General features: G+C 65.8%; 12 protein-coding genes. 5 read left to right on the plus strand and 7 right to left on the minus strand.

Going from position 1 to position 12,773, the window contains the following annotated elements:
• Window positions 1–138: 138 nt before the first annotated feature.
• Window positions 139–1,668, minus strand: coding sequence for a glycerol-3-phosphate dehydrogenase (glpD, locus tag PXJ20_RS04805; protein WP_421030284.1), 1,530 nt, complete (start codon window positions 1,666–1,668; stop codon window positions 139–141).
• 293 nt (window positions 1,669–1,961) lie between these two features.
• Here glpD and PXJ20_RS04810 point away from each other — a divergent pair, with 293 nt between their 5' ends.
• Entirely contained in the window at window positions 1,962–2,324 is a 363-nt protein-coding gene (locus tag PXJ20_RS04810; RefSeq protein ID WP_421030974.1) for a hypothetical protein, read from the plus strand.
• A 260-nt stretch (window positions 2,325–2,584) separates the two neighbouring features.
• Here PXJ20_RS04810 and PXJ20_RS04815 read toward each other — a convergent pair whose 3' ends face one another.
• Window positions 2,585–2,782 (minus strand): hypothetical protein, encoded by a 198-nt coding sequence (locus tag PXJ20_RS04815; protein WP_017772738.1) that lies wholly within the window; start codon window positions 2,780–2,782, stop codon window positions 2,585–2,587.
• Window positions 2,783–2,909: 127 nt separating this feature from the next.
• Here PXJ20_RS04815 and PXJ20_RS04820 point away from each other — a divergent pair, with 127 nt between their 5' ends.
• Window positions 2,910–3,095: a hypothetical protein gene (locus PXJ20_RS04820; RefSeq protein ID WP_126877607.1), complete on the plus strand. Its 186-nt coding sequence runs from the start codon at window positions 2,910–2,912 to the stop codon at window positions 3,093–3,095.
• 71 nt (window positions 3,096–3,166) lie between these two features.
• Here PXJ20_RS04820 and PXJ20_RS04825 read toward each other — a convergent pair whose 3' ends face one another.
• Complete coding sequence (locus PXJ20_RS04825) at window positions 3,167–3,946, minus strand: DeoR/GlpR family DNA-binding transcription regulator (RefSeq protein WP_017772739.1); 780 nt, start codon at window positions 3,944–3,946, stop codon at window positions 3,167–3,169.
• A gap of 203 nt (window positions 3,947–4,149) precedes the next feature.
• On the opposite strand from PXJ20_RS04825, the gene PXJ20_RS04830 reads away from it, so the two are divergent.
• The 3 genes from PXJ20_RS04830 to PXJ20_RS04840 all read left to right on the plus strand — a co-directional run bounded on the left by PXJ20_RS04830 (window position 4,150) and on the right by PXJ20_RS04840 (window position 7,480).
• A complete protein-coding gene (locus PXJ20_RS04830) occupies window positions 4,150–5,787 on the plus strand; it encodes a gamma-glutamyltransferase family protein (RefSeq protein ID WP_421030285.1) in 1,638 nt (545 codons plus the stop codon).
• 282 nt (window positions 5,788–6,069) lie between these two features.
• Window positions 6,070–6,903: a ferritin-like domain-containing protein gene (locus PXJ20_RS04835; RefSeq protein WP_026121029.1), complete on the plus strand. Its 834-nt coding sequence runs from the start codon at window positions 6,070–6,072 to the stop codon at window positions 6,901–6,903.
• Between the two features lie 58 nt (window positions 6,904–6,961).
• On the plus strand, window positions 6,962–7,480 hold the full coding sequence (locus PXJ20_RS04840) for a hypothetical protein (protein WP_421030286.1): 519 nt from the start codon (window positions 6,962–6,964) through the stop codon (window positions 7,478–7,480).
• 85 nt (window positions 7,481–7,565) lie between these two features.
• Here PXJ20_RS04840 and PXJ20_RS04845 read toward each other — a convergent pair whose 3' ends face one another.
• From PXJ20_RS04845 to PXJ20_RS04860, 4 genes are all read right to left on the minus strand, one after another.
• Window positions 7,566–9,188 carry a DEAD/DEAH box helicase gene (locus PXJ20_RS04845; RefSeq protein ID WP_421030287.1) on the minus strand — a complete coding sequence of 541 codons (1,623 nt, stop codon included), beginning with the start codon at window positions 9,186–9,188 and terminating at the stop codon, window positions 7,566–7,568.
• A 304-nt stretch (window positions 9,189–9,492) separates the two neighbouring features.
• Entirely contained in the window at window positions 9,493–10,113 is a 621-nt protein-coding gene (trhA, locus tag PXJ20_RS04850; RefSeq protein WP_017772744.1) for a PAQR family membrane homeostasis protein TrhA, read from the minus strand.
• A gap of 180 nt (window positions 10,114–10,293) precedes the next feature.
• Window positions 10,294–11,589: a c-type cytochrome gene (locus PXJ20_RS04855; RefSeq protein ID WP_017772745.1), complete on the minus strand. Its 1,296-nt coding sequence runs from the start codon at window positions 11,587–11,589 to the stop codon at window positions 10,294–10,296.
• A 21-nt stretch (window positions 11,590–11,610) separates the two neighbouring features.
• Window positions 11,611–12,345, minus strand: a complete 735-nt coding sequence (locus PXJ20_RS04860) for a c-type cytochrome (protein WP_042299509.1) — start codon at window positions 12,343–12,345, stop codon at window positions 11,611–11,613.
• Window positions 12,346–12,773 lie beyond the last annotated feature (428 nt).

A 12,773-nucleotide genomic window follows, 5' to 3' on the forward strand; every position in this document is an offset into this window, starting at 1 on the left:
TGCGTTTTCGTGAATCGCGAGCGGGGACTCGCGACGGGAAAAGCCTGTTGTTCTGCGTACCGCTCGGCGGCGGTCCGATTACTGAGTGACTGCATTACTGGCCGGTCGACTGCGCGCGCCGGCCTCAAGCCTTTAACCTCACGCCGCCCGTGCCGCCGGCTCTTGCGCCAACCATGCGTCGATGTCGGTCGTGACTGCGGCGAGCGTGCCGGGCTCCACGTGCAGGCCGAGCTTCGAGCGGCGCCACAGCACGTCCTGCGCGCTGCGCGCCCATTCGACGTCGCGCAGATAGCGCAGTTCGGCTTCGTAGAGCCCCGGCGCGAAGGCCCGGCCAAGCTCGGCCAGCGAGTGCGCATGGCCGATCACGTTCGTCGCGCGCGTGCCATAGGCGCGCGCGTAGCGCCGCGCGAGATCGGCGGGCAGCCATGCGTGCTCGCGCTGAAAGCGCGCGAGGAAACCTTCGAAGTTCGCGCGTTCGATGTCGCCGCCCGGCAGCGGCGCACCCGCGGTCCAAGTCGGCGCTTGCTGGCCAAGTGCACCCGCGAGCGTATCGACGGCCTCTTCGGCCAGCTTGCGAAACGTCGTGATCTTGCCGCCGAACACCGAGAGCAGCGGCGCGGTGCCTTCGGGCGCGTCGAGTTCGAGCTTGTAGTCGCGCGTGACGGCCGACGGGTTGTCGGCGTTTTCGTCTTCCAGCAGCGGACGCACGCCCGAGTAGGTCCAGCAGACATCCGCCGGCGCAATGTGGCGCTTGAAATAGCGGTTGATCGAATCGCAGAGGTACTGCACTTCGTTTGCGTCGATGGCCACGCGCGCCGGATCGTCGCGATATTCGATGTCCGTCGTGCCGATCAGCGTGAACTCGCGCTCGTACGGAATCGCGAAAATGATCCGCTTGTCCGGGTTCTGGAAGATGTAGGCGTGGTCGTGATCGAAGAGGCGCCGCGTGACGATGTGGCTGCCTTTCACGAGCCGCACGCTGTGCTGCGCGCCGCGCCCCAGCGCGCCGTGCAGCAGTTCGGCGACCCACGGGCCGGCGGCATTGGCGATGGCGCCGGCGCGCACGTCGAAGGAGGTGCCGTCGGTACGTTGCAGTTTCGCGTGCCACTCGTTGCCCGCGCGCACGGCGCTTACGAGCTTCGTGCGTGTCATGACGCGCGCGCCGTGTTCGCTCGCGTCGAGCGCGTTGAGCACGACAAGGCGAGCGTCGTCCACCCAGCCGTCCGAATACACGAAGCCGCGCCGGATCGAGTCGACGAGCGGCGCGCCCGCAGGATGCCGGCGCATGTCGATGCCGCGCGAGCCGGGCAGCAGTTCGCGCCTGGCGAGGTGATCGTAGAGGAAGAGACCGGCGCGGATCAGCCAGGCCGGGCGCAGATCCGGCATGTGCGGCATGACGAAGCGCAGGGGCCACATGATGTGCGGCGCCGCGCGCAGCAGCGTTTCGCGCTCCTGCAGCGCTTTGCGCACGAGCCCGAACTCGCGGTACTCCAGATAGCGCAGGCCGCCGTGGATCAGCTTCGTGCTGGCCGACGAGGTGTGCGCGGCGAGGTCGTCCTGTTCACAGAGCAGTACCGAAAAGCCGCGGCCCGCGGCGTCGCGCGCGATGCCCGCGCCGTTGATGCCGCCGCCTACGACGAGCAGATCGAACCTTGATCCTTGCGTCACCTGCTGTGTCTCCGCGTGAGGGCCGGCGCTGCAATCGGACGATCGCCGGCGGGCCAGATGCCTGTTAGATGGGGATGAAGCGAAAAGCTATCGAACCGATAGTTTTCGTTTTCGAACTTTAGTGAACAAATTCGAAAATGTAAAGTTCGAATCTGATGAATCCTGCCCTGCCGGTGGCACGCCGGGGCGCGAGCGGCGATACTCGGTGCCGTAGCCGCGCCTCGCCGTGTGGGAGGCCGCGAACCACGAGGCAAAGGAGGATTGAGGTGAAGACGATCTGGGCAATGGCGGGAATGGTGGGCGCCGCGGCGCTGCTGAGCGGGTGCATCAGCACGTCGGCGAACGTGGCGGGCGGGTGGGGCGCGCCGTCGCTCGCGTCGTTGCAGGAGATGTGCGGCGCGCCGTCCACCGATTACGGCAACGACGCGCAACCGGTCTACTCGACGCTGCTGGACGCTTATGTGGCGAGCCGGCACCGCCGCATCTCGAAGGACGAATACTGCGCGTTCCAGACGCTGATCGCGCAGCGCTACGCGACGCTGGCCGCGAGCGGCGATCCGAAGCTGCGCAACCAATGGGTGATGTTCTTCAACGATCAGCGGGCCAACGCGCTCAGCTGGCGCGCGGCCGTGGACCCGACGCTGCGGGCGGGGTGAGCCGAAGGATAGATGAGGGCCTGGACGCAAAAAAAGTCACGCGACCTCGAAGCGCGCGGGCCGCGTGACTGTCATTGCAGGCGCACGTGCGCACTGACTGTCGTGCGCCTGCGTCGGGGAAGGCCGTGCAGCAAACCGGCATCTGGGCAGGAAGCCACTGCACGGATTCGAAAAGGGACTACCGGCTCGCAGGTCACCCGCCGGCCACACGCAGGGCGACCGGCAAGGCGGTGCGGGCGAAGCCCGCGCCAGCCAGCAGATCAGGAAAGACGCTTGATGGCGCGTAGGGCGGTATCGCCCGTTTCCGTGAGACGCCACCGCTGGTTGCCTGAAGCGAGCTTTTCGAGCTGAACGAGTTGTCGCTCGAGCAGCGCGTCCAGTTCTTCGCGCTCCATGTCGAGCTGGTTCGGAGCGTCCTTCACGAGCAGTAGCGTGGCGAATTCATGCGGGCTCAGCATCGTCGTCCTCTCCAGTGGGCCGGACCCGGCAGTCTCGCCGCGGCAACAGCCGGGGGCGAGGTGAACGGATACGGCGGAAGGCTTCGGCAGTGCCGCTGTCCGGCGTGAGAGCCGGGCGGGTGGGCCAATGCGCAACGCGCGTGGCCGCATGGCGGCGGGGAACTGGAGTGTAGTCAACCGCACACTGTTGTACAAACCGTGCCCTGAAAATTTTCCCTTTGACAAGCAGGCCATCGACAAGCGGTTTGGTCGCGCGGGCAAATCCTTGATTTCACTCGAAGTATTGCGTGCGGTGCAGCAAGCGCTCAGGTGAGTCGGCGCGCTGCGCAGTGGCTCACGTCGGCATTGGCGCATTTTGCCTGGGTGAAGCGCTCACTTCGGTGCTCACTTCGCCACGTACACCTGGGTGCCGGTCTGCGTGAGCGTCTCGGTCATGTCGGCGGGCGGGGCTTCGTCGGTGAAAAGGGCGTGGACCTGGCTCAGGTGGCCCTGGCGCACGAGCGCCGGGCGGCCGAACTTCGAATGGTCGGTCACGAGGAAGACCGTGCGCGCATGCGACATGATGGCTTCGGCCACGCGCACCTCGCGCGTGTCGAAGTCGCGCAGCGTGCCGTCGGTCTCGATTCCCGAGGTGCCGATGATCGCGAAGTCCACCTTGAACTGGCGGATGAAGTCGATGGCTAGCTCCCCCACGATCCCCTTGTCCCACGGGCGCACGATACCGCCTGTGATCAGCACCTCACAGTCCGGGTAGCCGCTCATCATGCTGGCCACGTTGAGGTTGTTCGTGATGACGCGCAGGCCGCGATGACGGTTCAGCGCGCGCGCCACTTCCTCGGTCGTGGTGCCCAGGTTGATGAAGAGCGACGCCTGGTCGGGAATGTGCGTGGCGGCGAGCGCGGCGATGCGGCGTTTTTCCTCGTGGAACATGCGCTGGCGCGCGGTGTAGGAGACGTTCTCCGAACTCGTGGGCAGGGTGGCGCCGCCGTGGTAGCGCCGCAGGAGGTTCAGGTCGGCGAGCCAGTTGACGTCGCGCCGGATGGTTTGCGGCGTGACGTCGAAATGTGCCGCCAGGTCGTCCACGGTGACGAAGCCGTCGCGCTGCACCCATTCGAGCAGTTCCTGTTGGCGTGCGTTCAGGGTGAGGCGGGGGTCTCGTGTCATGGTGTCTGTGCCGGTGGCGCGTTACAGGCGCATCTCGTTGTTGTGCGGGTCGGCGTATTTTAAGACTTCCCCGCCTTGCGCCGGATTCAGATGCAACCCGCATTTATTCATGCCATAAATGAATTTGCGCTTTGAACGGCTTCACGCTGCAATGTTCGGTTTCGCTGCTCCGCCTTCCGCCACCTGGCCACACTGGAAACAACATGACACGCTTTAACTGGCACAACCCCTATCCCACGCCCCGCCTGCCTGTGTTCGCCCGCAACATCGTGTCCACCTCGCATCCGCTGGCCGCGCAGGCCGGACTGCGCATGCTGTGGAAAGGCGGCAATGCGGTGGACGCGGCGATTGCCGCCGCAGCCGCCATTACCGTGGTCGAGCCCGTTTCGTGCGGCCTGGGCGGCGATGCCTTTGCGCTGGTCTGGGATGGCGCCAGGCTGCATGGCCTCAATGCGTCGGGTGTGGCGCCGGCCGCGTGGAACGTCGATTACTTCCGGCGCCGCTACGGCGAGGAAAACGGCCTTGCGATGCAACCCAAGCGCGGCTGGGACGCCGTGACGGTGCCCGGCGTGATTGCCGGCTGGGAGGCGTTGCACGCGAAGTTCGGCTCCCTGCCGTTCGCGGACCTGATGGAGCCCGCCATCGAGATTGCCGAGCGCGGCCATGCGGTGGCGAGCATCGTCGCCTACAAATGGGCGGCCGCAGTGCCGGACCTCAAAGATCAGCCCGGTTTTGCCGCCGCGTTCATGCCGCACGGCCGCGCGCCCGAGGTGAGCGAACTCGTGCGTTTTCCCGGCCACGCGAAGACCTTGCGCATGCTGGCGGCCCAAGGTCCGCGCGCCTACTACGAGGGCGAGATCGCCGAACGCATTGCCGCGTTCGCGCGCGAGGGCGGCGGCGCGCTGACGCTGGACGACCTGCGCAACTACCGCGCCGACTGGGTCGAGCCCATTTCCAAAGACTATCGCGGCTACACCGTGCACGAAATTCCGCCGAACGGCCAGGGCATCGCGGCGTTGATCGCGCTCGGCATCCTCGCCCAGTTCGACGTGAGCGCGATCCAGGTGGACAGCGTCGAGTCGCAGCATCTGCAGATCGAGGCCATGAAGCTCGCGTTCGCCGACGTGTACCGCTACGTGGCGGACCCGCGTTCCATGGAGGTCACGCCGCAGCAGATGCTCGACGACGCGTATCTCGCCGGGCGTGCGAAGCTGATCGACCCGAAGCGCGCGACGCAGTTCGACTTCGGCATGCCGAAGGCGGGCGGCACGATCTACCTCAGCGCCGCCGACGAGCGCGGCATGATGGTGAGCTTCATCCAGTCGAACTACATGGGCTTCGGGTCGGGCATCGTGGTGCCGGACATGGGCATTTCGATGCAGAACCGCGGCTGTGGATTCTCGATGGACCCGAAGTCGCCGAACGTCGTGGAAGGTGGCAAGCGGCCGTTCCACACCATCATCCCGGCGTTCCTCACGCAGCGCGTGGAAGGCCGTGAGGAAGCGGTGATGAGCTTCGGCGTGATGGGCGGCGACATGCAGCCGCAAGGGCACCTGCAGTCCATCGTGCGGATGCTCGACTACGGCCAGCAGCCGCAGGCTGCGTGCGACGCGCCGCGCTGGAAGGTGAACCGCGACTTCACGCTCGACGTCGAAGCCACGCTCGACCCCGCCTGCGCCCGCGCGCTCGAGGCGCGCGGCCATACGATCAAGTCCGTCGACGACCCGTACATGGATTTCGGCTCCGGCCAGTACATCTGGCGTCTCGACCGCAACGAGCCGGAGCGCGGCTACGTCGCCGCGAGCGACAGCCGCCGCGACGGCCTTGCCGCCGGGTTCTGAGTTCGGGAGCGGGCCCGAGGCCGAAAGCCAGGGCCGGGCCCGCTCTCCACAGAGAAACCTTCTCCATTACAACGGAATATTTCAAACAGCTTCTTGCCGGAACTGCCGTGCGTAGGTACGGTCTGTGCTCTTTAACTGCAGATTCGCGAAACAACAGCTAAGATGCAGCATGAAAGGGTATGACGTTTCAATGACGTTTCACCGGCGGAAGCGGACCACCGTGCGAACCAACCCGGTGGCGTTTGCGCTCTTCTGCCGGTGTCGCCTTGGGAGCACGAAACAATGCGCACTGACATCGAACCTCGCCATGTAATGACCTGGCGTATCGAAGACATCGACCTCTCCCGTATAGACCGACAGCGTGCCGCTGCCAACGAAGACCTGCTGCTGCTGTTGTGTGCGGCTTCGTTCATCGAGAGCGGCACCGACCTCTACACGCGCAACCTGAGTTTGTTCTTCGACGACGACCCGGAAGTCTCGGCGTGGCTCAACAACGAATGGGAGCACGAAGAGCTCCAGCACGGCCGCGCGCTGAAGACTTACATCGCGCACGTGTGGCCGGAGTTCGACTGGGACACCGCGTTCCACAACTTCTTCGACGAATACTCGAAGACCTGCAGCGTCGAGGAATTTGAGAAGACGCGGGCGCTGGAAATGGTGGCACGCTGCGTCGTGGAAACGGGCACCGCCACGCTGTATCGCGCGATCAACGAGTGTTCGGACGAGCCCGTGCTCAAAGAGATCACGGACAACATCCGCACCGACGAAGTGCGCCACTACAAGCACTTTTTCAAGTACTTCAAGAAGTACAACAAGATCGAGGGTAACGGCCGGCTCGCCGTGCTCGGCGCGCTGATGCGTCGGGTCATGGAGATCAAGAACGAGGACTCGGAGATCGCGCTGCGCCACGTCTTTGCGATTCGCTATCCCGAGCGCGTGCACGACTCCGCCTATAACCGCGAGCGCTCGGCGCGCGTGAACGCGCTCGTGCGGCGCAATCTGTCTGCGGACATGTGCGTGAAGATGCTGCTCAAGCCGCTGGAGTTGCCCGCGAAAATCCAGCCCGGCGTGCATTACCCGCTCGCCAAGATCACGCAGCACGTGTTCTTCCGATGAGGGCTGCTTGCCTCGGGCGGGGCGTTTATCGGCAGGCGAGGCAACGCGGCACGGCATCATGAGCGACCCGACTACGCGCAACAACGCGCTGCAACAGCAGACCTTCGACGTCTGGCCGGATGTGCTGCGTGCACTCTTCGACGGTACGTCGCTCGCCGGCAAGGTCGGGTTCACGGCATCGCTCGTGACCCTCGGCGAGGGCGGACGTCCGCGCACGGCGTTGCTGGGTATCGGAGAACTCTACGCGCCGGGGCCGCGCACGCTTTGCCTCGCATTGTGGCCGCAGTCGCGGGCAGCGCAAGCGCTGGCCGTGCGAGGCACTGCCGCGCTCACGTTCGTGTTCGAGGGCGCCTTCTATCAGGCGCAGCTCGATGTCGAGCCCATGCAACGCGCAAGCGAAGCCGCACTGCCGCTGGCCTGTTTCAAGGGCACGCTTGCCGCGGGCGAAGTGCAGCGCGTGAACTATGCGCGGCTCACGAGCGGGATTCGTTTCGAACTCGAAGAAGGGATGCGGGAAGCGGCGTTGCGCCGCTGGGAAGAACAGATCGCGCTGCTCAGGCGCGCATCGGAAGGGTAGAGCGCTGGACGCATGACATGGCGTCCAGCGCGTTCAGCAACGCGCCGCGGTCGGCGCGTGCTTCACGACATCACACCGTAGACGATCAACGATTGCCCGAGGCGTTGCCGCGTGCCTTGCCGCCGAGCAACGCGCCGGGGTTGCCTTGCGGCTTGCGCGAACCGCGCGCCGCGCCGCCGTCTTGATCGCGGCGGGGTGCGTCCTTGCGAGCGTTGCCGGCGCCGTATCCGTTCGATCCGCCATGTCCTTGCTTGACGGGCTTGACGGGCTTGGCGGTACGCGGTTCCTGCGCGCGCGCGTGGCCGCTGCTGTTCCCGTTGGCGCGTGCGTCGCTCTGTCCATTCGCGCCCTGGCCGCTTCGGCCCGTGCCGCCCTGTGCGTTGCCGCGCGGATGCGCGGCGCCCTTTTGCGCGGGCTTGGCAGCGGGCGCGGCTCCGCGCGGCGCTTCTCGTGCAGCTTCCCGCTTCGGCGCGCGCGGTGCGCCGCCTTGCGGCCGCGCTTGTCCGTCGCGCGGCTGGGAACGTCCGCCGCCCTGGCCGCGGCGCAGGATAGGTTCCGGCTTCGCGTCCGGATCCGGCTCGAAGCCGGGAATCACTTCCTGCGGCACCGGGCGCTTGATGAGCCGCTCGATGTCCTTCAGCAACTGCAACTCGTCCACGCAGACGAGCGACACCGCCTCGCCCGTCGCGCCCGCGCGCCCCGTGCGGCCGATACGGTGGACGTAATCTTCCGGCACGTTGGGCAGGTCGAAGTTGACGACGTGCGGCAACTGATCGATGTCGATGCCGCGTGCCGCGATGTCTGTCGCGACCAGCACCTGGAGCGTGCCGTCCTTGAACTCGGCCAGCGCCCGCGTGCGCGCGGACTGACTCTTGTTGCCGTGAATGGCCAGCGCGGTGATGCCGTCCTTCGTGAGCTGTTCCGCGAGGCGGTTCGCGCCGTGTTTCGTACGCGTGAACACGAGCACCTGGAACCAGTTGTGTTGGCGGATGAGGTGCGTGAGCAGTTCGCGCTTGCGATCGCGGTCCACGGGGTGCACCTTCTGCGCGACCGTTTCCGCGGTCGTATTGCGACGCGCGACCTCGATCAGCGCGGGCGAGTCGAGCAGATTGTCGGCGAGCGCCTTGATCTCGTCGGAGAAGGTGGCCGAGAACAGCAGGTTCTGGCGCTTCGCGGGCAGCTTCGCGAGCACGCGCTTGATGTCGTGGATGAAGCCCATGTCGAGCATGCGATCGGCCTCGTCGAGCACGAGGATCTCGAGATGCGAGACGTCGATCGTCTTCTGCTGCATGTGATCGAGCAGGCGGCCCGGCGTGGCCACGACGATATCGACGCCACGCCTGAGCGCATCGATCTGCGGATTGATGCCGACGCCGCCGAACATCACCGTCGACTTCAGCTTCAGATACTTGCCGTAGGCGCGCACGCTCTCTTCGACCTGAGCCGCGAGTTCGCGCGTCGGCGTGAGGATCAGCGCGCGCACGACGCGTTTGCCGCCGGGCGCGGGCGGCATGGTGGAAAGGCGCTGCAGGATGGGCAGCGTAAAGCCGGCCGTCTTGCCGGTGCCGGTCTGTGCGCCGGCGAGCAGGTCGCCGCCGCCGAGCACGGCCGGAATGGCCTGGGTCTGGATCGGAGTGGGCGACGTATAGCCGAGTTCGTGTACGGCGCGGACGAGCGGTTCGGACAAGCCGAGAGAATCGAAAGACATAAACACCTGTTTGCAATGCAGTGACGCGAAGGGCGACGCGCGCAGCGTCTCGCATGACAGCCGCGCGTCGCCGCTGCACAGCCTGAATACGGTCTGAACGAGGCTGTGGCGGCGTGCGCGGTGGCATGCCTTGTCGTGCGCGGCGATGCGTAAAAGCACCCGCCCTTCGCGGTAAAAACCGGGCGGCACGCCAGTGCGCGTGCCGAAGAAGTCGACGGCCTATCGAGACACGTCGGCTGGCTTTAAGTTGCATCGCGCTGCCGCTGACACTGCGGCGGCCGCGCGAGGGTTGGGCCGTGGCGCCTTACGCGACGTAGCGCGCGACGCTCACGAACTGGCAGAGGCTGCCGGCGAGGACGAACAGATGCCAGATTCCGTGTCCGTGCCGGATGCGCTCGTCGTTGATGAAGAAGTAGATCCCAAGGCTGTATATCACACCGCCGGCCACGAGCCATGCGGTGCCGCCGGCGGGCAGGGCATGCACGAGCGGCTTGACTGCGACGAGCGCAAGCCATCCCATCGCCACATACAGCACCATCGATACAGCCCGCGTGCGCCGCCCGAGCGTCAGCTCCTGCACGATGCCGAGCGCGGCGAGCCCCCAGCTTACGCCGAACAGCGACCAGCCCCACGGCCCGCGCAGCGTGACGAGCGTGAACGGCGTGTAGCTGCCCGCGATCAGCAGATAGATGGCCGAGTGATCGCACTTTTGCAGCACGGCTTTGAGCTTCGGCCCGCGCGCTACGTGGTACAGCGTGGAAATGGTGTAGAGCGCGACGAGCATCGCGCCGTACACGCTGAAGCTGACGATCTTGTACGCGTCGCCGTCCACCGCGCCCATCGTGACGAGCGTTGCCAGTCCGGCGGCGGAGAGTACGGCGCCGACGAGGTGCGTAATGCTGTTGAAACGCTCGCCGGTGTGCATGCTGGTTCCTTCTTCCTTTCTGTGATGGCTGCAGACCTTACGCGCCAATGGTTCCGGTGCGGCGGACCGCTGTTCCACGGTCCGTAATGCATCAAACAAGCCCCACAAAAAACAGGGGGCGCCGCCTGCGATATCCGCCGGCCGCGCCCCCGGGTACTGCGATTGGCGTCAGCGCGTCGCTCAGTCGAGCGGCGCCGAACGCAGATCGGCTACCTGCTGCGGCGACACCGGCGCGCCCTTGTTACCCCAGGACATGCGGATGTAGGTGACCACCGCGGCCACTTCCTGATTCGACAGCGCCTGCGCGAAGGGCGGCATCCCATACGGCTTCGGATTGACCGAGGTGCTCGGCGGATAGCCGCCGTTGAGCACCATGCGGATCGGGTTGACCGCCGACTGCATCTGGATCGACTGGTTGTTCGCGAGCGGCGGGAACGCAGGCGGTTTGCCAAGACCGTTCTCCGCGTGGCACTTCGCACACTGGTCGTTGTAGATCTTCTTGCCTTGCTCCAACAGTTCGCTGCCGTACGCTTGCGACGTTTCCAGCTGGAGCGGTTCGGGTGCTTCGCTCTTCTGCGGGATCGTCTTCAGGTACGTGGACATGGCGTGAATGTCGTCGTCCGAGAGGTACTGCAAGCTGTTGTGCACGACTTCGGCCATCGGACCGAACACGGCGCCGCGCTGCGACACGCCCGTCTTCAGCAGATCGGCGACGTCCTTGATGTCCCAGGCGCCGAGGCCGCCTTCACTCGACGTGAGCGAAGGCGCATACCAGTTCTGCAGCGGAATCAGGCCGCCTGCGAAGGCCGCCGAGTTCACCGGACCGCCCATCATGTTGATGGAGGTGTGGCACATGCCGCAGTGGCCGAGGCCTTCAACCAGATACGCGCCGCGGTTCCATTCCACCGAGCGGGTCGGGTCCGGCTTGTATTCGCCTTCGCGGAAGAAGAGCGTGCGCCAGCCGATCAGCAGGTTACGGTTGTTGAACGGGAACTTGAGCTCATGCGGACGGCTCGGCACGGAAACCGGCGGCACCGAACGCAGGTAAGCGTAGATGGCGTCCGAATCCGCGCGCGAAACCTTCGTGTAGCTCGTGAACGGGAACGCCGGATAGAGCAGGCTGCCGTCCTTCGAGCGGCCCGTGTGCATGGCGCGGTAGAAGTCGTCAGAACTCCACTTGCCGATACCGTACTGGTCGTCGGGCGTGATGTTGGGCGTGTAGAGCGTGCCGAACGGCGTGGCCATCGGCAGGCCGCCTGCGAACTGCTTGCCGCCGCGCACCGTGTGGCAGGCGATACAGTCGCCCGCGCGGGCCAGGTACTCGCCCTTCTTGATGAGCTCGGCCTGGTCGGCGGGCGTGGCGGCAACGGCGACGCCGTTGTGCAGATTGTCGCCGCCGGACCACAGCACCGGGACGAGTGCCGCGGCCGCCACGGCGACCACAGCGGAGAGTGCGAACAGGGACTTGCGTTTCATTTGGTTGTCTCTCCCGGCGCCTTATTGCGGTTCGCTGCCGCACGCGAGCGGCGTCTTCATCGAGCGGGCCGGAGCCGGAACGGGGTTTTGCGGAGCCGGCTGCGTGGAGAGCCACGCGGCCACGGCGTTCACGTCTTCATCCGAAAGGCGCGTTGCAATGGTGTGCATGCAGTCCGGCGCCACGGCATGACGCGAGCCCGAGCGCCATGCGCCCAACTGCGCGCTGATGTAGTCGGAGTGCAGGCCGACGAGACCCGGAATGGCGGGCTCCATGCCGGTCAGCGCCTTGCCGTGGCAAGCCGCGCAGGCCGGAATCTGCTTGCCGGCGTCGCCGTTCAGCACGATCTGGCGGCCGCGTTCGAGCGTCGAGGCGGGCACCGTCGGCTTTGCCGGCGTCGGGTACGGCGGACGCTGCTGGGAGAAGTACGTCGCGATCTCGTGGAGGTAGTCGTCCGAGAGATACGTGACGAGGTAATTCATGGGCGGATACTTCCGGCGGCCTTCGCGGAAGTTCTGCAGCTGGTTGTACAGATACTGGGCCGGCTTGCCCGCGAGGCGCGGGAAGTAGTCGTTGTCGGTACCCTGGCCATGCGAGCCGTGGCACGCCGTGCAGCCTTGCACGCGAGCTTCCATCGTATCGGGGGCTTTGGGCTGGGTCGTCTGCGCATTCGCAGCACTGTAGACGCCTGCCGTGCCGGCCAGCAGAAGGGCGACGAGCGGGCGGAAAATGCGTCTTGAAGACACGCGTAACTCCATCAAGGGCGGGAACCTGACCGAGCTTCGATTGGCTCGGAATGAAGGCTGCGCGCGCCAGATGAAAGACGGCGGCGCTGCGGCGACGCAGCATTCTATCATCGATGGGTGAAGGTGACTATTTGCCACAGGCAACAGAGTTCCAGAGGGTGCGGCTATGCGACAGTTTGACGCAGCGCCCACCGCAAGCCGGTTTGAGCGGTCTGCATGTTCGGCATCCGGTGCCGCTTGCGTGACGCGATAGCCGCAGCAGTCGTGCCTGCCACAACGGCGCCGTTCATCGCTACCATCTTGGGCCGCAGTCTTGTCCGCGGTCGTTTTGCTCACCTTGCCGTTGTTTCCCGCTCCAGCCCATTACCTCATGACGCCATTCGACTCCCTCCTGCCGCCGCGCACGACGTTGCGTGCCACGCTTTTCTCCCGTCAGCGTT

This window comes from Paraburkholderia sp. A1RI_3L (assembly GCF_048957895.1).
Classification (GTDB): Bacteria; Pseudomonadota; Gammaproteobacteria; order Burkholderiales; family Burkholderiaceae; genus Paraburkholderia; species Paraburkholderia kururiensis.

Excerpts from the sequence above, each read along its gene's own strand:
- PXJ20_RS04810 (WP_421030974.1), top strand. The coding sequence starts at position 1,962 with ATGGTGGGCGCCGCGGCGCTGCTGAGCGGGTGCATCAGCACGTCGGCG.
- PXJ20_RS04815 (WP_017772738.1), bottom strand. The coding sequence starts at position 2,782 with ATGCTGAGCCCGCATGAATTCGCCACGCTACTGCTCGTGAAGGACGCT.
- PXJ20_RS04820 (WP_126877607.1), top strand. The coding sequence starts at position 2,910 with ATGCGCAACGCGCGTGGCCGCATGGCGGCGGGGAACTGGAGTGTAGTC.
- PXJ20_RS04825 (WP_017772739.1), bottom strand. The coding sequence starts at position 3,946 with ATGACACGAGACCCCCGCCTCACCCTGAACGCACGCCAACAGGAACTG.
- PXJ20_RS04830 (WP_421030285.1), top strand. The coding sequence starts at position 4,150 with ATGACACGCTTTAACTGGCACAACCCCTATCCCACGCCCCGCCTGCCT.
- PXJ20_RS04835 (WP_026121029.1), top strand. The coding sequence starts at position 6,070 with ATGCGCACTGACATCGAACCTCGCCATGTAATGACCTGGCGTATCGAA.
- PXJ20_RS04840 (WP_421030286.1), top strand. The coding sequence starts at position 6,962 with ATGAGCGACCCGACTACGCGCAACAACGCGCTGCAACAGCAGACCTTC.
- PXJ20_RS04845 (WP_421030287.1), bottom strand. The coding sequence starts at position 9,188 with ATGTCTTTCGATTCTCTCGGCTTGTCCGAACCGCTCGTCCGCGCCGTA.
- trhA (WP_017772744.1), bottom strand. The coding sequence starts at position 10,113 with ATGCACACCGGCGAGCGTTTCAACAGCATTACGCACCTCGTCGGCGCC.
- PXJ20_RS04855 (WP_017772745.1), bottom strand. The coding sequence starts at position 11,589 with ATGAAACGCAAGTCCCTGTTCGCACTCTCCGCTGTGGTCGCCGTGGCG.
- PXJ20_RS04860 (WP_042299509.1), bottom strand. The coding sequence starts at position 12,345 with ATGGAGTTACGCGTGTCTTCAAGACGCATTTTCCGCCCGCTCGTCGCC.